Annotated in this window: 19 protein-coding genes; 10 read left to right on the top strand and 9 right to left on the bottom strand. The window is 34.0% G+C overall.

Annotated features, from left to right (window positions below; all coding sequences use genetic code 11):
• The first annotated feature begins 282 nt into the window (after window positions 1-282).
• The 3 genes from MTP08_RS00640 to MTP08_RS00630 all read left to right on the top strand — a co-directional run bounded on the left by MTP08_RS00640 (window position 283) and on the right by MTP08_RS00630 (window position 2299).
• Window positions 283-477, top strand: coding sequence for a DUF4177 domain-containing protein (locus MTP08_RS00640; RefSeq protein ID WP_243576632.1), 195 nt, complete (start codon window positions 283-285; stop codon window positions 475-477).
• A 25-nt stretch (window positions 478-502) separates the two neighbouring features.
• On the top strand, window positions 503-1198 hold the full coding sequence (locus MTP08_RS00635) for a pseudouridine synthase (protein WP_243576630.1): 696 nt from the start codon (window positions 503-505) through the stop codon (window positions 1196-1198).
• Window positions 1199-1261: 63 nt separating this feature from the next.
• Window positions 1262-2299, top strand: coding sequence for a quinone-dependent dihydroorotate dehydrogenase (locus tag MTP08_RS00630; RefSeq protein WP_243576629.1), 1038 nt, complete (start codon window positions 1262-1264; stop codon window positions 2297-2299).
• Window positions 2300-2323: 24 nt separating this feature from the next.
• Here MTP08_RS00630 and MTP08_RS00625 read toward each other — a convergent pair whose 3' ends face one another.
• Window positions 2324-3568, bottom strand: coding sequence for a DUF445 domain-containing protein (locus tag MTP08_RS00625; RefSeq protein WP_243576628.1), 1245 nt, complete (start codon window positions 3566-3568; stop codon window positions 2324-2326).
• Window positions 3569-3816: 248 nt separating this feature from the next.
• On the opposite strand from MTP08_RS00625, the gene MTP08_RS00620 reads away from it, so the two are divergent.
• The 7 genes from MTP08_RS00620 to hemE all read left to right on the top strand — a co-directional run bounded on the left by MTP08_RS00620 (window position 3817) and on the right by hemE (window position 10102).
• On the top strand, window positions 3817-4569 hold the full coding sequence (locus MTP08_RS00620; RefSeq protein ID WP_243576627.1) for a murein L,D-transpeptidase catalytic domain family protein: 753 nt from the start codon (window positions 3817-3819) through the stop codon (window positions 4567-4569).
• Between the two features lie 142 nt (window positions 4570-4711).
• The gene (gene hemA / locus MTP08_RS00615; RefSeq protein WP_243576625.1) at window positions 4712-5986 is read left to right on the top strand and encodes a glutamyl-tRNA reductase; all 1275 of its coding nucleotides are present in this window, start codon (window positions 4712-4714) and stop codon (window positions 5984-5986) included.
• The gene (gene hemC, locus MTP08_RS00610) at window positions 5973-6881 is read left to right on the top strand and encodes a hydroxymethylbilane synthase (protein ID WP_243576624.1); all 909 of its coding nucleotides are present in this window, start codon (window positions 5973-5975) and stop codon (window positions 6879-6881) included. The genes hemA and hemC overlap by 14 nt, the downstream gene beginning before the upstream one ends.
• 93 nt (window positions 6882-6974) lie before the next feature.
• Window positions 6975-7556 carry a DUF1287 domain-containing protein gene (locus tag MTP08_RS00605; RefSeq protein WP_243576623.1) on the top strand — a complete coding sequence of 194 codons (582 nt, stop codon included), beginning with the start codon at window positions 6975-6977 and terminating at the stop codon, window positions 7554-7556.
• A 4-nt stretch (window positions 7557-7560) separates the two neighbouring features.
• Entirely contained in the window at window positions 7561-8220 is a 660-nt protein-coding gene (locus MTP08_RS00600; protein WP_243576622.1) for an N-acetylmuramoyl-L-alanine amidase, read from the top strand.
• A gap of 134 nt (window positions 8221-8354) precedes the next feature.
• Complete coding sequence (locus MTP08_RS00595) at window positions 8355-9041, top strand: uroporphyrinogen-III synthase (protein WP_243576621.1); 687 nt, start codon at window positions 8355-8357, stop codon at window positions 9039-9041.
• A gap of 29 nt (window positions 9042-9070) precedes the next feature.
• Window positions 9071-10102, top strand: a complete 1032-nt coding sequence (gene hemE, locus MTP08_RS00590; protein WP_243576620.1) for a uroporphyrinogen decarboxylase — start codon at window positions 9071-9073, stop codon at window positions 10100-10102.
• 193 nt (window positions 10103-10295) lie between these two features.
• Here hemE and MTP08_RS00585 read toward each other — a convergent pair whose 3' ends face one another.
• From MTP08_RS00585 to MTP08_RS00550, 8 genes are all read right to left on the bottom strand, one after another.
• Entirely contained in the window at window positions 10296-10928 is a 633-nt protein-coding gene (locus MTP08_RS00585) for an NAD(P)H-dependent oxidoreductase (RefSeq protein WP_243576619.1), read from the bottom strand.
• Window positions 10929-11082: 154 nt separating this feature from the next.
• Window positions 11083-12303: an aminotransferase class V-fold PLP-dependent enzyme gene (locus MTP08_RS00580; protein ID WP_243576617.1), complete on the bottom strand. Its 1221-nt coding sequence runs from the start codon at window positions 12301-12303 to the stop codon at window positions 11083-11085.
• Between the two features lie 129 nt (window positions 12304-12432).
• Window positions 12433-13287: a KPN_02809 family neutral zinc metallopeptidase gene (ypfJ, locus tag MTP08_RS00575; protein ID WP_243576616.1), complete on the bottom strand. Its 855-nt coding sequence runs from the start codon at window positions 13285-13287 to the stop codon at window positions 12433-12435.
• A gap of 47 nt (window positions 13288-13334) precedes the next feature.
• Window positions 13335-13862, bottom strand: a complete 528-nt coding sequence (gene ribH, locus MTP08_RS00570; protein ID WP_243576615.1) for a 6,7-dimethyl-8-ribityllumazine synthase — start codon at window positions 13860-13862, stop codon at window positions 13335-13337.
• A 1-nt stretch (window position 13863) separates the two neighbouring features.
• Complete coding sequence (locus MTP08_RS00565) at window positions 13864-14574, bottom strand: tetratricopeptide repeat protein (RefSeq protein ID WP_243576614.1); 711 nt, start codon at window positions 14572-14574, stop codon at window positions 13864-13866.
• 170 nt (window positions 14575-14744) lie between these two features.
• Entirely contained in the window at window positions 14745-15281 is a 537-nt protein-coding gene (locus MTP08_RS00560) for an adenine phosphoribosyltransferase (protein WP_243576613.1), read from the bottom strand.
• Window positions 15282-15284: 3 nt separating this feature from the next.
• A complete protein-coding gene (locus MTP08_RS00555) occupies window positions 15285-16472 on the bottom strand; it encodes a hypothetical protein (protein ID WP_243576611.1) in 1188 nt (395 codons plus the stop codon).
• Window positions 16473-16525: 53 nt separating this feature from the next.
• On the bottom strand, window positions 16526-17545 hold the full coding sequence (locus MTP08_RS00550) for a hypothetical protein (RefSeq protein ID WP_243576610.1): 1020 nt from the start codon (window positions 17543-17545) through the stop codon (window positions 16526-16528).
• Between the last annotated feature and the right edge of the window lie 35 nt (window positions 17546-17580).

Here is a 17580-nt window from a genome sequence, read left to right as displayed (position 1 = left end):
TCGCTCCGCCGCCTCGCTGCGGGATTTCCACTGCAATCAGGGCTAGTTACGAGTCCATTGTAAAACAAAACAAGTTTTAAGAGACCTATTTGTTCGCATAGTTAAGCCTTCAAATTAAAAAAAACACAAAGGTGTCGCTCCTCCGGAGCTCCGCAAACCTACAAATCATATTACTGGAGCACGTATAATTGTCCAAAACCTAACGGGTTTTTGAAACCCATTAGGTTTAAGTTTAAATTTCAAAAATTTATTCTACATTTAGAATTATAAAAGAAATTCATCATGAAAAAAAGATTTGAGTACAAAACAGTTGTTATTGAGCCTAAAGGTTTTTGGAAAACCAGATATGAACCGGCTGAAATGGATAAAATTTTAAACCAACATGGTAATGAAGGTTGGGAACTGGTAACTGCAGAAAGTAGAGATTATGGAGGAAGCTCTTATGGTATAATTTATACTTTTAAAAGAGAGTTGTAGAGCTAATTATATTTAGTTTTGCAAAATGTTAGAAATTCTTTATCAGGACGAATACCTTGTTGCCATCAACAAACCCAGCGGATTGCTGGTTCACAAGTCTTTTTATTCCGGAGAAGCAGATACTTATGCGATTCAGGAACTGAGAAAGCAGATCGGGCAAAAAGTGTATCCGGTGCATCGGCTAGACCGAAAAACTTCTGGTGTTTTATTGTTTACTTTAGATAAAGATACGCTAAGAGCGATGAGTACCCAATTTGAGGAAAAAATGGTTGAAAAAAGATACATTGCCATTCTCCGGGGCTGGGCAAAAGAAGAAGAAACCATTGATTATGATTTAATTAACGAAAATGAGGTTAGACAAAATGCTGTTACCCATTATCGCAGACTGCAGACTTCAGAAATAGATCTCCCCTTCTTAAAACACCCAACTTCAAGATATTGTTTGGTAGAAGCAACCCCTGAAACGGGTAGATTCCATCAGTTGAGAAAACATTTTAAACACATTTTACATCCGATTTTAGGGTGCAGAAAGCATGGCTGCAATAAACAGAACAAACTTTGGCTTCAAACTTTCGGCATCAACAAAATGACGCTTCACGCTCATCAATTGGTGTTTACTCATCCGGTTTCCAAAGATAGAATTATGCTTAATGCAACTGTTGATGAAGAATTCAGACAAGTAGGAGATCTTTTAGGTTTCGATTTAAAAGCATACTCTTAAAAACTATCTCACATCAAGATTTCATTAATTTTAAAATGAGTATTTTTGTAAAACTTTTTTTCAATGTACAAATCGCTCATCCGTCCCATTCTTTTCAAATTTGATCCTGAAGAAGTTCATCATTTTACTTTTTCAATGCTCAAAAATTTTGGTTTTATTACCAAATTATTTCTTCCAAAACCTATTGAAGACCAACGGCTGGAAAGAGAAGTTTTCGGATTAAAATTCAAAAATCCGGTTGGATTAGCAGCAGGTTTCGATAAAAATGCAGTTTTATTTAATGAATTGGGTGATTTAGGATTCGGGTTTGTAGAAATAGGAACGGTTACCCCAAAAGCTCAGGCTGGAAATCCTAAGAAAAGACTGTTTCGTTTAATTGAAGACGGTGGAATCATCAACAGAATGGGGTTTAACAATGACGGCTTAGAAGCAGCGATTGAAAAACTGAAAGACAACAAAGGAAAAATAATCATCGGCGGAAACATCGGAAAAAACACCAACACAACACCGGAAAATTATACTCAGGATTATCTTGAATGTTTTGAAGGACTTCATCCTTACGTAGATTATTTTGTGCTGAATGTAAGTTGTCCGAATGTGGGAAGCCACGCCAAACTGGAAGATGTTGAATACCTCAGAGAATTGATTACAGCAGTTAAAAAAATCAATCAAAGCAAACCCACTCAGAAGCCAATTCTTTTAAAAATCGCTCCGGATTTGAATAACAATCAGCTTGATGAAATTATCGAATTGATTGCTGAAACCAAAATTGACGGTGTGGTTGTTTCTAATACCTCAGTGAACAGAGAAGGTCTGAAAACTTCGCCTGAAGTTTTAGAACATATCGGAAACGGTGGGTTAAGCGGAAAACCGATTCGTGAGAGAAGCACAAAAATGATCAAATATCTTTCAGATAAAAGCAATAGAGCTTTCCCAATTATTGGAGTGGGTGGAATTCATTCTGCAAAAGATGCGATTGAAAAACTGAATGCTGGTGCAACTTTAGTTCAGCTTTATACCGGATTTATCTATGAAGGTCCACAATTAATTAACGATATTAATCAGGAAATTTTAACGAGAGCAAGTCGTTTGCCGAGATAGGGATTTTATACGCTTTTTTTTGTTTTAGATGAAAAAATGTGAAATCGTGTAAATAATCAAACCGACTAAACCGCCAACCAAAGTTCCGTTCACGCGGATAAACTGTAAGTCTTTCCCAACTTCCAGTTCAAGTTTTTGGCTCAACTCTTTTCCCTGCCAGTTTCCGACGGTTGAACTGATAAGGTTCCCTGCCTGATGCGTATTTCTTAAAATATATTTGTAGGCCGTCGCTCTTACCCAAGAATCAATCTTATTCTGAAGAATTTCATCGGTTTTTAAGTTTTGAGAAAATTCATTCAGGTTTTTTGAAAGATAAATTTTCAGCGTAGAATCTTCATTTTGAAGCTCTTCTGTTAAAGTTTTTTTGATGGAATTCCAGATATCGGTAGAATATTCTGCTAGTTTATCGTTCTTTAAAAGGTCGTTTTTAATGGTTTTAAATTCATCATTCCATTTTGGATCTTCTTTTAAATCATTAGAAAATTCATAGATTTTTCTGGTAATTAAATCCCGGATTTCATGATTAGAATTCTCTTCCACTTCTTTAAAAAAATCTGAAAGTCCGCTGGCAATTTTATCGGCAATTTTATTGTCCACAAACGAAGGAATAAAAGAATAACTTCCCCTCTTCACCCTTTCCTGAATCATTTCATCATTCTCAATAATATAATCTTTAATTTGTTTTGAAAGATTGGTAATGATTTTCTGATGGTCGTTTTTGTCTAAAAGATAAATAATTCCGTTTCCGAGAATCGTATTGAGCTTAATATTATCGGTCATTTCAGACACTTTTTTACTGATAAAATGACTGACCTGAGAGTCATCAAGCTTATTTAAAATATCCAGAATAATATCTGATAGATTTTTAATTAAAACTTCCTGATTTTTCTCTTTTCCGAGCCATTCCCCGACAAAACCTGAGATTTTAAGCTTTTGAATATAGGGGCGGATGTTTTCGGGAGAAAGAAAGTTAGAAACCACAAAATTTCCCAAATTATCACCCAGTTTCTGTTTACTGTTTTCAATTAAATTCGTGTGCGGAATGGGCAATCCCAACGGATGCCGGAACAGGGCAGTTACGGCAAACCAATCTGCCAAAGCACCTACCATTGCCGCCTCAGAAAAAGCTCGCACATAGCCAATCCAATGAGATTCTTGTGTTTTTTGCAGAATAGTGGTTGCAATAAAAACTAAAGCCATCAAAACAAAAAGTCCGGTAGCAAAAGCTTTGTATTTATTAAGCTGTTTGCGTTTAATTTCGTCATTCATAATCAAATATAATAAATTCGCAATGAATCCGTTTTACGATAAGTTTCGGTGTGTATAATTAACCAAAAAACATTTCAAAAAACATTCCATAATTTTGTTTTAACATAATTTCTAACAACAAAACACCCGTTTTTTGGAGAAAATTGAGTTAAATACTCTTAAATTGAGTTAAACTTTTTTGAGATTAACGTATTGATAATTATGTTTTTATAATTTTGCATGACCGAGTTTAATTTAACATAATATTAATGAAAGGATTTTATAGCTTATTAGGAATGGTTTATCTTGTAACAACATCTTTTTACCTTTCTCCGGATAAAAAGATTTACAATTCTAATCATACCTCCATCAGCAAAGAAACAAAAGCAGAAAGTAAATTGGCGATAAAAAGTACCGAAAGCTCTTCTGAAGAACTTTATAATGCTATTCTTTTTGAAACTGACCACAAACTGAATTTTGATGTTTTCGCAAAAGCATTAACAGGATATAACAATCTTAAAAAAGCAGGAAAACTGGATGAAAATTCTCATCTTCTTACTGTATGCGATTTTTCTATGTCTTCTAACCAAAAAAGACTTTGGGTAATCGACATGAACGAGAGAAAAGTTGTCTTCAATTCTCTTGTGGCACATGGAAAAAATACCGGTGAAGAGTTTGCAGAGAAATTCTCTAATACCGAAAGTTCTTACCAAAGCAGTTTAGGATTTTATATTACAGACACAACTTATGAAGGCGGAAATGGCTATTCTCTCAAACTTTTAGGGATGGATAAAGGCTTTAACGATGCTGCCTTACAAAGAGCAGTGGTAATGCATGGTGCAGATTATGTAAGCGAAGAATTTGCAGCCGCCCACAAAAGAATCGGAAGAAGTTGGGGTTGTCCCGCAGTTCCTAGAAATTTGGCTGAGCCGATTATTAATACCATTAAAGGTAAGAATGTACTTTTCATCTATTATCCAGACGAAAATTATCTCTCTTCCTCGGAATGGTTAAAATCTTAAATAAAACAGAAGCAGTCTATTGACTGCTTTTTTTGTTTACATTTTTTTAAATCTCATCATAATTTTATAGCTTTTTACGATAATTATCATACAGAGAATCAGAGAATCATTCGGCAAAAAATATGTAAATTTGCAGCTGATTATGACACAGTATAATAATATTCATCAGACCTCAAATTTTGCCGTTCTATCGGTGAGCTACGAAAAAGCCGATGTAGAAACAAGAGGGAAATTTGCTTTTTTTGATGATAATATTAAAAATTTTGTTGAAAGAATCCATCAGGAGAATCTTGGGGATGCATTTGTGGTTTCTACCTGTAACAGGACAGAAATTTACACCACTACTTCCAATTATCTTTTTGTAGCAGAAGAATACTGCAAAACCATTGGTGTAAATCTTTCAGATTTTCTTCAGTTTGCCAATATTTTAACAAAAGATGAAGCTTTAAACCATCTTTTTAGGGTTGCAGCAGGTTTGGAAAGCCAGATTATCGGAGATTTCGAAATCATAGGGCAAATTAAAAAAGCTTACGCCCGTTTTAAAAGGGAAAGAAAAAATTCTAATCCATTTTTAGAAAGATCGATTAATTCTGCGATTCAGATTTCAAAGAAAATAAAAAATGAAACCGGCATTTCCAACGGAGCAGCTTCGGTTTCTTATGCTGCGGTACATTATATTTTAAACAATCAAAAGAAAATTACCGAAAAAAACATTTTACTTCTCGGTGTAGGAGAAATCGGACAAAACACGGTAGAAAACTTGGTAAAACACGTTTATCAGCCGAAAATTAAAATCGCTAACCGAACTCAGGAAAAAGCTGCCAAGATTTCAGAGAAATACAATATTCCGAATATCGATTATAATAATTTTGATCGTGAACTGAATGATACCGATATTTTAATTGTTGCAACAGGGGCAAAATCTCCCATTATCAACCAATCTCATTTTTCGAGCGGAAAAGAAATTCTGGTTATCGACCTTTCTATCCCAAACAATGTGGATAAAAGTGTTTCTGAACTGGAACATGTTACCTTAATTGATGTTGATGAGCTTTCCAAACAAATTCAGGAAACTATTCAGCAAAGAGAAAAAGAAATTCCGAAAGCCGAAAAAATCATCAAAGAAATGGCTAAGGATTTTATCGAATGGGAAAAAAAGAGAAAATTGGCTCCTAACATTCATCATTTCAAAGCTGTTCTTAAAAATATGGAACGCAACGAAATGCATAATTTCTACAGAAAGAATAAATATGTCAATATCAACGACATGGAGCTTTCAGATAAAATGATTCAAAAAATTACGAGCCGTTTTGCAAAATATATCATCGATAACCCTTTAAAAGCCGAAGAAATTAGTAAATTAATGCACGAAATTTTAGTTGAACAACCCAATAAAGAATTCAATGAAAAGCATTAGAATAGGAACCAGAAATTCGGCGCTTGCAATGTGGCAGGCTAGAGAAGTTGCAAGACAATTACAAAACCTCAATTATCTTACAGAAATTATCCCAATCGTTTCTTCTGGCGATAAAAACCTCCATAAACCGCTCTATTCTTTAGGAATTACAGGTGTTTTTACCCGAGATTTGGATATTGCTCTGCTGAATGATGAGATTGATATTGCAGTTCATTCTTTAAAAGATGTTCCTACAAAACTTCCGGAAAGCATTGAACTCGTTGCGTATCTCGAAAGAGATCATCCACAAGACGTGCTTATCAGAAGAAAATCTGCAGAAAATAAAGAGTTTCATGAACTTAAACTGGCAACAAGCAGTTTAAGAAGAAGAGCTTTTTGGCTTAAATATTATCCTGAAGCAGAATTTTCGGATATCCGTGGAAATATACAAACCAGACTTCAAAAACTTGAAGAGCAGGATTTCGATGCAACACTTTTATCCTTAGCAGGAATTAAAAGAATGAATATGGAAATTAACTACGAAATGCTTCCATTGATGATTCCTGCCCCTGCACAAGGCGTAGTTGCTGTTGCAGGACATTCTGACAAAAAAGAAATAAACGATATCCTTAAAAAAATTAATCACCAGAAAACCCAAATTTGTGTTGAAATTGAAAGAAATTTCCTAAGTACATTAGAAGGCGGGTGTACAGCTCCAATTGGTGCTTTTGCAGAAATAATAGAAAATCAGGTAAGATTTAAAGCCGCACTATGTTCTTTGGACGGTAAAAATTGCATCTCAACCGATGAAAGTTTTGAATATAATGAGGACGAAAATTTCGGTGAAAAATTTGCTAATATTGTATTAGAAAATGGGGGTAAAGAATTAATGGCTGAAATTAAAACTCAATTATAAAGTTTTATTTTTCAGTTAATTAATAAAGTTATTATACTTTATTTTCAGAACTTCTTTTTAATTTTCCACTTTTTGGTTCTAAGTTTTCTGCCTATGAAAAAGTATTTTTCGTTCTTTATTTTTTTATTTGTCCTCTTTACTGCAAATGCACAAAACCCTTTTGCACAGAAACTGTCAACCTCCGCCTTAGCTTTAACCAAAGATAAGGTAACCTATGATCCTTCATACATCACGATAAATTATCCTAATGGGGATGTTGCTGCAGATAAAGGAGTTTGTACAGATGTAATTATAAGAGCTTACAGGAAATTAGGCATCGATTTACAGAAAGAAGTGCATGAAGATATGAAGAAGAATTTTTCTTTATATCCTAAAAAATTTGGTTTAAAAAGACCAGACACCAATATAGATCATCGAAGAGTTCCTAATCTTATGGTATTTTTCAGCAGATTCGGAATTTCCAAATCAACGGAAACAAAACCTGAATTATACGTTCCCGGAGATATTGTTACATGGCTACTTCCTGGAAATCTAACCCATATCGGAATAGTTGTCAACAAAAAATCCGCAGACGGAAAACGATATTTAATTGTTCATAACATCGGTGCAGGACAGGTTTTGGAAGACTGTCTTTTTAAATTTACCATTACAGGGCATTATCAATATTCAAAATAATTTTATGATGAAGAAGATAACTTCCATTATTTTTTTAATGATTCTGAATTTCAGTTTTGCACAAAATTCAGATTTAAAAATCATCAAAAAACCCATTAATTATTCTCCGGAAAGAATTCAGCTTAGTTTAGAATATCTCAAAGACCATCATGGTCTTATACAGAAAACGGCAACCATTACTCCGAAAATAATTGTCCTTCATTATACTGCCGCAGGAAATGTTGAAAGTAATTTTAAATACTTCAACAAAACCTATCTTGAGAGTGCAAGAAATACCTTAAAAAAACAAAGTAAATTAAACGTTTCTTCACAATTTATTATCGACCGAGACGGAACTGTTTATCAGTTAATGGAACCCTATCAATTTGCTAGACACACCATCGGTCTTAATTATTGCGCCATAGGAATTGAAAATATTGGCAGTAAAACCCAACCGCTTACAGAGAAACAGGTCGTTGCCAATGCTCAGCTCATCAGACTTTTAACTCAAAAATATAAAATTGAATATCTGATCGGGCATTCTGAATATGGAGCTTTCAGAAATTCTAAATTATGGAAAGAAACTGATTCTAAATATTTCACAGAAAAAGAAGATCCCGGAAAAGATTTTATGAGCAAAGTGAGATATCAAGTAGCCGATTTAAAATTAAAGGAAAAGCCTTAAAATAAATTCATAAACTAATTTTTCCATTTCTTCTCCAATAGAACAAAGCTTTTCAAGCCCATTAATAGTTAGCATTTAAAAAAACTTTGCGACCTTTACATTAAATATTGCCACTTAAAAAAGGCAATTGAGAAATGAACATTTTATTCACTAAAAATATCAATAAAAATTATCTTTCTGAGAAATTAGGAGACGATATTTCGGCTGACTGCATAGAGGTCATAAAAACAACATCTCTTCCTGTAAAAAATTTCGATTTAAAAGATAAATCTATCATATTTACAAGTAGTAACGGTGTAAAAGCATTTTTTGAAAACGGTTTTCAGCCTCATGAAGATTTTACCGAAAAAAATTATAATAAAATCTACTGTGTAGGTGAGAAGACCAAAAAAGAACTTAGAAAAAACAGGTTTGGAACCTTTAAAGTCTTAAAAAACGCAGAAACTCTTTCCCGTTTCATTATAGAAAACTGTGCTCAGGAAAGATTTCTTCATTTTTGTGGAAATCTTGCATTAGATATTCTGGATCGGGAGCTTCCGCTACAGAATATTCAGTATAAAAAAGTTACGGTCTATGAGACGAAAGAACTAAATCCTAAGGTACATGAAAAATATCATGCAATAGTTTTTTTTAGCCCAAGTGGAGTTCGTAGTTTTGCGAAAAATAATTCTCTGGAAAACACTCTTCTTTTTTCGATAGGTGAAACCACTTCCAAAGAACTGAAAAAACTTACAAAAGCTGAAATTTTCACCAGTAAAGAGAATACTTTGCTGAATTTAATTTCGCTTATCAAAAACAAGGTTAAGATTAGCAAAATCTAATCCTGAAACCTATAATATCTATCAAGATTATGATTAAAAACGACCTATATTTAAAAGCACTTCGTGGAGAAACTGTAGAAAGACCTCCTGTTTGGATGATGAGACAGGCAGGAAGATATTTACCGGAATTTATTGCACTTCGTGATAAATATGATTTTTTTACGAGATGCCAAACTCCTGAATTAGCATCTGAAATCACAGTTCAACCGATCCGCAGATTTCCTTTGGATGCTGCAATTTTATTTTCGGATATTTTGGTAGTTCCGCAAGCTATGGGAATAGATTTTAAAATGAAAGAATCTGTAGGACCTTGGCTTGAAGAACCTATTAGAACAGCCGAACAGGTAGATAATGTGGTTGTTCCCGATGTAGATGATACTTTAGGATACGTTTTTGATGCCATTGAACTTACTTTACAGAAACTGGACAACGAGATTCCTCTTATCGGATTTGCCGGCTCCCCATGGACTATTTTCTGTTACTGTATTGAAGGAAGAGGATCCAAAGATTTCAACATTGCTAAATCTTTCTGTTTCTTACAGCCAGAAGCGGCACACCAACTTTTACAGAAGATTACAGACACCACAATTGCTTATTTAAAAAGAAAGGTAGAAAAAGGAGTATCTGCAGTTCAGGTTTTTGATTCTTGGGGAGGAATGCTTTCTCCAGCAGATTATCAAGAATTTTCGCTACAATACATCAATAAGATTGTAGATGCATTAAGCCCATTAACTCATGTTGTAGTTTTCGGAAAAGGATGTTGGTTTGCATTAGAAGATATGGCAAAATCTAAAGCATCTGCTCTTGGAGTAGATTGGACCATAACTCCGGAACTTGCAAGAAAATTCACCAACAATTCTGTAACATTGCAGGGAAATTTCGATCCTTCTCGATTACATTCTACTCCGGAAACCATTAAAAAAATGGTAACTGAAATGATAAACCGTTTTGGTAAAGATAAATACATTGCTAATTTGGGACACGGAATTTTACCTAACATCCCTGTAGAAAATGCAGAAGCATTTATACGAGCTGTAGTAGATTGGAAACCAAATTATTAAACAGATTAACAATTTAAAGCAATTCTTGCTTATAATTAATCTGTGAAATTCTAAACTAAATAAAACCGGCTTTCAAAATTTTGAAAGCCGGTTTTTATAAAATAATTGTTATTTAATCTGAGTTGAAATAAGGATTTATAATAAAATGCAAAGTTAAACTAAAGATTAAAATATTGCTTATCCCAAACACTCGTTATTTAATTTCAGTAATGAAATCTTCTTTTGTTTTTCTTACTTTGGTAAGATTTACCAACCAGTCGTTTTCAGAATCTCTGTAGCCTAACGGTAAAAGCAGAACACTTCTTAGTCCTTTCTCTCTTAAATTCAGAACTTCATCTACTGCATCAGGAGAAAACCCTTCCATGGGTGTTGAATCTACTTCTTCAAAAGCTGCTGCGATAATAGCGGCTCCAAAACCAATATATGCCTGTTTTGCTGCGTGAGTAAAATTCTCTTCAGCCGGTCTCGGAGGATACACCTGTAAAAGCTGCTGTCTGTAGTTTTCCCAACCTTCATTTTTGAATCCTCTAATTTCGTTTGTTAAATCGAACATATTATTGATTCTCTCTTCGGTATAATTATCCCATGCTGCGAAAACCAAAAGATGCGAGCAATCTGTAATCTGAGACTGATTCCAAGCGTGAGGTTTTATTTTCTCCTTAACCTCCTGATTGGTGATGACCAAAATTTCGTAAGGCTGAAGCCCACTGGAAGTAGGAGCAAGCCTTGCCGCTTCTAATATGATGTCTATCTTTTCCTGTGGTATTTTTTTACCATTCATTGCTTTTGTAGCAAATCTCCAGTTTAGTTTTTCTAACAATTCCATAATTGAATAAATTTTCGCTGACAAAATTAATTTAAATACACTTCAAAAACTGCATAAAAACTAAATTTGAATTATTGTTAAAATCTATAATGTAACAAATGTTATTACATTAAAATTGTTATCAAAAAACTTCTGTTTGGCTAACTAAAACCATTTAAGCAAGCATTCTTTTTGCCTTTTTGACTCCTTCTACCAATATATCTATCTCATTAAAGGTATTATACACCGCAAAACTGGCTCTTACAGTACCGGCAATATCAAAGAAATCCATAATTGGCTGCGTACAATGATGTCCGGTTCTTACCGCAACACCCATTTTATCGAGGATCATCCCTACATCGGATGAAATACCTATTCCTTCAAGATTAAAAGAAACTACACCAGTTCTATTGGCTTTCTCACCATAAATTTTTAATCCTTCAATTTCCAGAAGCTGTCTTTGGGCATATTCCAACAAAGCATTTTCATGGTTTTGAATATTTTCATGTCCTACTCTTTCGATAAAATCAACAGCGGCACCTAAAGCGATGTTTCCTCCTACATTGGGTGTTCCAGCTTCATATTTGAAAGGCAAACCTGCATAAGTAGTTCTGTCAAAAGAACAAGTGGCAATCATTTCCCCACCTCCCTGAAATGGTGGTAACTTTTCAAGAATTTCTCTTTTCCCATATAAAACTCCGGTTCCCATAGGAGCGTACATCTTATGCCCGGAAAAAACAAAAAAATCACAATCTAAAGTCTGTACATCTATCTTAAAATGTGGAGCCGACTGTGCACCGTCTATAATGATATAAGCATCTGAAGCTGCCCTTGTCTTAGCAGTAATTTCCGAGATCGGATTAACCACTCCTAAAGCATTAGATACTTGGTTTAAAGAAACAACTTTTGTTTTTTCACTAAGAAATTCATCTAAATATTCCAGTTGCAAAACACCATTTTCATCCATTGGTATTACTCTCAGTTTTGCACCGGTTCTTTCGCAAAGCATTTGCCAAGGAACAATGTTGGAGTGATGCTCAAGATATGAGATGATTATTTCATCGTCTTTTTTTAATTCTGAAGTTAAAATATAGGAAATTAAATTTATACCTTCAGTCGTCCCTTTCGTGAAAATAACTTCAAAATCATGCTCTGCATTGATGAATTTCTGAATTTTTCTTCTGGAAAGTTCCATTTCTTCTGTTGCCAATTGGCTCAAAGTATGAATTCCACGATGAACATTAGCGTTAATCTCAGTATAATAGCGGTTATAAGCTTCTAAAACTGAATTCGGTTTTTGCGATGTTGCGGCATTATCCAAGTAAACCAAAGGTTTACCATTTACTTCCTGATTTAATATAGAAAACTGACTTCTAATTTCGTGAATGTCAAACATTTAATAAAATTTTAATAATAAAGCTCCTTATTTAGAACTCTTCAAATTTACGGCTTTTTTCCTGAAAATTTGGTTCAAAATATCTATTAGGTTCATAAAAAAACCTGAAGAAAACTTCAGGTTGTAAATTTATCTCGTTAACTGGCTAAAGGTATCCCCTTGTCGAATATCTCCAGTATTGTATCCTTTCATAAACCATTCTTTCCTTTGCTCGGAAGAACCATGCGTAAAACTCTCCTGATTGACGTATCCTTGAGATCTTTTTTGGATATTATCATCTCCAACGGCTTCAGCCGCATTTACGGCAGATTCCAGATCTCCAGGTTCAATAAAAGATTTTTCACGATCGCCTGTTATTCTCGCCCAAACTCCTGCATAAAAATCTGCCTGAAGCTCTGTGGCAACAGAAATTCTATTCAGTTGTTCTTCAGAATATCTTCCGCTTCTTCGGGCTTCGTTCGTTTTGTCTAGTGTTCCCAACAAATTCTGTACATGATGCCCCATCTCGTGAGCTAGAACATACGCAACAGTAAACTCGGTAACTTTTGCACCAAATCTTTGCTGCAACTCACTAAAGAAACTCATATCCATATACACTGTTTGATCTGCCGGACAATAAAAAGGTCCCATAGCAGATTGTGCAGTACCACATCCCGAATCTGTATTTCTTTCAAATAAAACCACTCTAGCCGGACGATATTGCATACCGTTTTGACCAAAAACCTGAGTCCAGGTTTCTTCATTCTCTTTGGTAAGCATTCGTATAAATTCTTTTGTGTTGAGCTCTTCTTGTGTAAGCTGTCGCTGTTCTGTTCTTTGTGGTGAGCTAACTCCCGAAGAAAGTATTGCAGAAGGATCGCCACCTAAGAAAAACACAATTGCAGCAATAATAATGGTTCCTAAACCACCTCCAACGATTGCTCCGCCTCCGCCGGAACCTCTTCTGTCGTCTACATTATCGCTTCTATCGTCTGTCCATTTCATAATTTGTAATTTTTAAAGTAAAGTTAAAAATTTTCTTCAATCAGAAATTATTGGTTTTGAGAATGCCCAAATCCTATATTCCCTTTTTTATCGGATAGATTTCTTCTAAAATTAATCATGCTTAGAGCAGTAACAGCTGCTTCTACCCCTTTATTGCCTAAATCGCCTCCACTTCTAGCAATCGACTGTTCTTTTTTATCGTCCGTTAAAACACAAAAAATAGTCGGGGTATCTGTAAGGATATTACAATCTTTTATTCCCTGCGCTACAGCATCGCATACGAAATCAAAATGAGGCGTTTCTCCTCTTATAACGCAACCAATTGCAATTACCGCATCAAATTTACGTTCCTTACACAGTTGCATACTTGCATAACTTAATTCGAAAGCACCGGGAACAGAAAAAACCTTTACATTTTCTGCTTTTACACCCTCTTTTTCTAGAATTTCCAAAGCTGCATCACGAAGATTATGTGTTACAAAATCATTCCACTCAGAAAAAACAATGCCGATAGAAAAATCTTCGGCATTGGTTATATCAAGTGGCTTGTAATCTGAAAGATTAACTGTTGCCATTTTAGTTTAGATATTTAGACATTTCAATGTAAGAATCCGACATTCCGTTGTCGTAATCCTGATATTTTTCGTCGATTGTAGTAAAGTATTTTTTAGCTTCGGTATTTTTCTTCATTCCTAAAGCCAAAATACCAGCTTTTCTTGTAAAATAATAAGAAGTATATGGATCGTCTGATGCAGAAGCTGCTTTATCTAATAAAGACAATGCTTCATCATTCTTATTCAAACCAGATTTTGCATCTGCCATTGCTCCATATTTCATCGCCATTAAAGTCTTATTATCTGAAGAAAATTTATCTAAAAGATCGTAAGCTTCCTGAAATTTACCTTCTTTAAACTTTATAAGCCCTGCATTGTAAGCAGATAATTTCCCAATTTCAGTAGAAGAATATTCGTTATAGGTTCCCATAAAACCAGGATTTGCCCCTGATTTCCCTCCAAAAGCTTCTTTATCTTTACCTTCTGTAAGATTTTTCTGTGCTGCTAAATAAGTTTTTACTGCCTCTGCATTTTTTGGAGCCACAATAAATTGCTGATATCCGAAAAATCCTAAAACTCCTGCAATTAGCACTACAAAAGCAATACTTAAAGGTTTTTGATATTTTTCCAGGAATTTTTCTGTATTTAAAGCCTCTCTATCGAGATCTTTAAAAAACTCTACTGTTTCTTTTCCTTCCAGCTCTTCCTGAGCATTTTTTCCCAATTTTGCCATAAATTCTTAAAAATTGAACTGCAAATTTAATTGTTTCTGAATGATTTACAAAATGTTTATTTGTATTATTAATGAATCCTCTTAAATACTTGAAAATCTATTAACTCATTTCATTCAAAATTAAATTCATTTTAAAAACATCTTCCTTTTTGATGTCGTTAAGATTAATTTTAATATTCTAAAATATGATAAATCTCTGCACCAAATTTTTTTAGCTTATCATCCCCTTTTAGGTCTTTTAAACCAATCAAAAAACTAAACTGCACGACTTCAGCACCTTGTTTTTCTACCAATTTTGCTGCAGCTTCTGTAGTTCCTCCGGTTGCCAAAAGATCATCATGTATGAGTATTCTCTGTCCTTTTTTTATTTGTCCTTCTCTGGTTTCTATTTCAGCACTTCCGTATTCCAAATCATATTTTTCTGAAATAACAGGAGGCGGAAGTTTTCCTTTTTTTCGGATTAAAATAAACGGAACATCCAATGCTACAGCAATGGCAATCCCAAAAAGATAACCACGACTTTCAATTCCGCATACCGCATCTACTTTACCTTTACTGAATTGTACAAAATCTTTAATGACTTCTTCATACAATTTAGGATCAAGAAAAACAGGTGAAATATCTTTAAACTGAATTCCCGGAATAGGAAAATCTGCAATATTTTCTATAGTTGCTTCCAGCTTGGCAATTAGTTCTTTGGATACCATAATTTAGGGATTAATCTTGTAACTGGATATTTTCCATTCTCCGTTTACATTCTTCAGACCAAATGTTGCTTTTAAAGATGTGGTTTTACCGTTTTTATCGGTAACATCATACGTAGCATTTACACTGGATGAATTAGTGGAAGAACCATTGGTTGTAATATTTTTCACACTCACACTTTTAATGGCACCAAAACCAGAAGTAGGATTCGAGAATGATTCGTAGCTTCCCCAACTTGGATTATTGGACGACTCAAAAGCGGCTTTCAAATTTTGAGAATTTACATTATTCAAAAATTTACTCACTGTATTTTTAGGATCTGCAGTTGGCTGTTTAGACTGTACCGGCGCAGAAACAGAAGGTTCTGTACCCGTTGGAGTTCCTGCGGGATTATTCGGATCGATAACAGCATTAGGATCTTGGGTAACCATCGTAGAATCTGTTTTTGGAGCTTCCGGAACTTTCAGAGCAGAAGGGTTAACATCCAAACCAATTTTAGACATTTTAAACGTTTTTGCAGTAGTTTTAACAGAAACAGTAATGTCGATCTTATTATCATAAATTTTCGACGCCAACAAAGAAGCAAATTTTAAATTGAACCCTTTAAAATTATTATCCTGCATTAGATTTTTTGCCGTAGAAATTTTTGTTCCGTTGCTGTAAACCTCCAATATAGCTTCTAAGCCAGCCCCTGTAAATGCAACCGGATTTCCGGCATTATCCACCAAACGAGGAATAATCTGAATAGCAGTAGGACCATTTCCGTTATCGCCAGATAATTGAGTCGCAATACTTAATCCACTTGCTTTAACATCGTTAGGATCGCTTTCTTTTGCTAAATCATCCCCGAAAATATTCATTTCACCTAATGAAGGCGGTGCAGTACTTGCCCACTCTATTCCATTTTGTTGAGCAACCTGATCTGCCATTGCCAAAATTTCAGGCACTTTTTTTCCATTAATGAGTTGACCGAGTGCTTTTAATTCTGCAACATCACCATCTGCTTCAACACCGAAAGTTTTAAGAATATAAAGAGCTTCATTAAATTTAATTTGCTTTATCGTAGTAAGACTCGATGCCATATCGTTGATACTCGACTGCAAAGTCTGAGTAGTGGATGCATCTACACTGTCTTTCTTACAAGAAGTAAACAAGAATAGACTGAACAACAACAGTAAAGAAAACTTTTTCATTTTAATAATGGTTTCCGACAAATTTAGTAAAAACCTTTATTAATACCGTTTTTTTATTTTTTGTTTTCTTTTTCCTTCAGATCTTCTTTAAAAAATGATGAGAAAACGGACTGCATATTTGGAAATGATGATTCTTGCCAGTAATTTGTAGAATAATTGCTATAATTTTTATTGAGTCTTACTTTTCCTTCCACATCGTTTTCGTTACTGAAATCTATTTCTGTAACATAAAAATTTCTGTAAGAAATGAGTTGATTATATTCCGGTTCAGATTTATGTTTCAGTTTAATATATCCTATTTCAGCCGATTCCAAAAAGTCTCGTAAGGTTTTTTGAGATGCTTTTTCATAAGAGTGATCTATAACAGCACTGATATCGTATAATCTATAACCGAATAAAGCAAGTTCTTTTTCCTGCAAAGCACTTCCGCTTATTTCAATCTCGTCTTTGGATGTTCCTTTAATTTCTTTAATATTTGCTTTTCCAATTTTAAAATCTTCTATATTGCCTGCATTTTTAAGCTCTGGCAAATTAAGAAAAGCATTATAATCGAATAGACTTGTCTGTTTATGATCTTCCGTGGGATTTTGAAGTGTAAATAATCTATACTGTTCTATATTTTTACTTTTAAGCTTTTTGGTTTTATTATCAAAAACATAAGTGGCAATTCCATCAATGTAGCAATTTAGCTTTCCGTTAACCGTTACATAAGCATTAAAATTCCCTTTAAGAAAAATATATTTCGCCGGTTTGTTGTTTTTAATTACAACCGCTTCAATATCTTTTACTTTATCATTAAGCTTAACAATATCTTTGTTGATCTCGTTGAATGAAAGTTTTGCTAACGGAAAATTATCATATATCAATTGAAAATCTTCCTGATCTTGTTTAATAGCAGATTTATCTATTTTCCCATCAATATCGGAAGTTGCAAGAATATTACCATCCTTTCCAAAAACAACCACTTTAGATAATGGTAAACCTGTTTTTTCAGATACAAATCTGATATTTTGTGAATTGAATAAGCTAAAAAATATCAGAAATAGAAAATTCAGTAAATAGGTCTTTTTCATAGTTTAGTTTTAATTGAATTAAGATAATAAGTTAT

The sequence above is a fragment of the Chryseobacterium oryzae genome, assembly GCF_022811665.1.
In the GTDB taxonomy this organism is placed as follows: Bacteria; Bacteroidota; Bacteroidia; order Flavobacteriales; family Weeksellaceae; genus Chryseobacterium; species Chryseobacterium oryzae.
Note: the sequence above shows the minus strand (reverse complement) of the source record. Positions and strands in the feature narration are given on the sequence as shown.

Coding starts and splice junctions, on each gene's coding strand:
- MTP08_RS00585 (WP_243576619.1), bottom strand. CDS start 10,928: ATGGAATTGTTAGAAAAACTAAACTGGAGATTTGCTACAAAAGCAATG.
- MTP08_RS00565 (WP_243576614.1), bottom strand. CDS start 14,574: ATGGCAAAATTGGGAAAAAATGCTCAGGAAGAGCTGGAAGGAAAAGAA.
- MTP08_RS00640 (WP_243576632.1), top strand. CDS start 283: ATGAAAAAAAGATTTGAGTACAAAACAGTTGTTATTGAGCCTAAAGGT.
- hemE (WP_243576620.1), top strand. CDS start 9,071: ATGATTAAAAACGACCTATATTTAAAAGCACTTCGTGGAGAAACTGTA.
- hemC (WP_243576624.1), top strand. CDS start 5,973: ATGAAAAGCATTAGAATAGGAACCAGAAATTCGGCGCTTGCAATGTGG.
- hemA (WP_243576625.1), top strand. CDS start 4,712: ATGACACAGTATAATAATATTCATCAGACCTCAAATTTTGCCGTTCTA.
- MTP08_RS00560 (WP_243576613.1), bottom strand. CDS start 15,281: ATGGTATCCAAAGAACTAATTGCCAAGCTGGAAGCAACTATAGAAAAT.
- MTP08_RS00595 (WP_243576621.1), top strand. CDS start 8,355: ATGAACATTTTATTCACTAAAAATATCAATAAAAATTATCTTTCTGAG.
- MTP08_RS00600 (WP_243576622.1), top strand. CDS start 7,561: ATGATGAAGAAGATAACTTCCATTATTTTTTTAATGATTCTGAATTTC.
- MTP08_RS00605 (WP_243576623.1), top strand. CDS start 6,975: ATGAAAAAGTATTTTTCGTTCTTTATTTTTTTATTTGTCCTCTTTACT.
- MTP08_RS00630 (WP_243576629.1), top strand. CDS start 1,262: ATGTACAAATCGCTCATCCGTCCCATTCTTTTCAAATTTGATCCTGAA.
- MTP08_RS00555 (WP_243576611.1), bottom strand. CDS start 16,472: ATGAAAAAGTTTTCTTTACTGTTGTTGTTCAGTCTATTCTTGTTTACT.
- ribH (WP_243576615.1), bottom strand. CDS start 13,862: ATGGCAACAGTTAATCTTTCAGATTACAAGCCACTTGATATAACCAAT.
- MTP08_RS00625 (WP_243576628.1), bottom strand. CDS start 3,568: ATGAATGACGAAATTAAACGCAAACAGCTTAATAAATACAAAGCTTTT.
- MTP08_RS00620 (WP_243576627.1), top strand. CDS start 3,817: ATGAAAGGATTTTATAGCTTATTAGGAATGGTTTATCTTGTAACAACA.
- ypfJ (WP_243576616.1), bottom strand. CDS start 13,287: ATGAAATGGACAGACGATAGAAGCGATAATGTAGACGACAGAAGAGGT.
- MTP08_RS00635 (WP_243576630.1), top strand. CDS start 503: ATGTTAGAAATTCTTTATCAGGACGAATACCTTGTTGCCATCAACAAA.
- MTP08_RS00550 (WP_243576610.1), bottom strand. CDS start 17,545: ATGAAAAAGACCTATTTACTGAATTTTCTATTTCTGATATTTTTTAGC.
- MTP08_RS00580 (WP_243576617.1), bottom strand. CDS start 12,303: ATGTTTGACATTCACGAAATTAGAAGTCAGTTTTCTATATTAAATCAG.